This window comes from Romboutsia sp. 13368 (genome assembly GCF_018336475.1).
Classification (GTDB): domain Bacteria; phylum Bacillota; class Clostridia; order Peptostreptococcales; family Peptostreptococcaceae; genus Romboutsia.
Genome location: NZ_CP048741.1, coordinates 881,754 through 882,632, shown reverse-complemented (window position 1 = coordinate 882,632; position 879 = coordinate 881,754). Strand labels below are relative to the sequence as shown.

Annotated in this window: 1 protein-coding gene; it reads right to left on the bottom strand. The window is 23.0% G+C overall.

Annotated elements, in window-relative coordinates; translation table 11 throughout:
* The coding region (locus G3997_RS03550; RefSeq protein ID WP_296649324.1) for a sensor histidine kinase at positions 1–531 on the bottom strand (531 nt) is incomplete at its 3' end.
* Between the last annotated feature and the right edge of the window lie 348 nt (positions 532–879).

Here is an 879-nt window from a genome sequence, read left to right as displayed (position 1 = left end):
YTCTTCATCTTTTTCTATAGATACATATATATGTCCACCGTAATCTGTAAACTTAATGGAATTTGAAATAAGATTTAATATAATTTTTTCAATTTGATTTCTATCTATAGCTGTAATTATTTCTTCTTCTTCTGTATCAAATATAAGTTCTATTCCATAAGATTTAGATACATCAATAGCTGACATTACAGTATCTTCAACTACCTCTACAATATTTTGATTTTTAAAGCTTACATCTAAAAATCCACTTTCGATTTTACTTACATCAATTAAGTTATTAGCCAATCTAAGAACTCTATTAGAATTTTTTTCGATTAAATTAATCTGCTCTAAAAATAATTCTTTTTCATATTCACTTTTATTTATCTTTGATTTAATTAATTTACTTGAATTAGTTATTATATTTAGTGGAGTTCTAAGTTCATGAGAAATTGTAAATATAAAATCTGTTTTTATCTTTTCTCTTTCAACAGACTCTTTTATATCTTTTTTATGATTTCTTAAAATACTAAACTTTGTTTTTCCTTTCATTCTCATAGCTCCTAATCTTCATTTAGTATGAGATTATTTTATGCTTTCAATTGTTATTAATACTGTAAAAATTTGTAACAATCATAAATAAAAAGGTTTCTAATTTTAATTTAAATTAGAAACCTTATGTGTCTTGAATATTAGATACTTACTGCGATATATTCTCTACTTTCGTATCTAGTGAGGAACAACCACTAATAAAAATAGAAAATGTAAATGATCCTATAAGTAGTATATTCTTTATTACCTTAGGTGTAAAAAACTTCATACTCCGTTTCCTTGCATTTATTCACTTTAAATAATAAATTACTATACATTWATATGTCAATGTTTTGTATATGCTTTAAT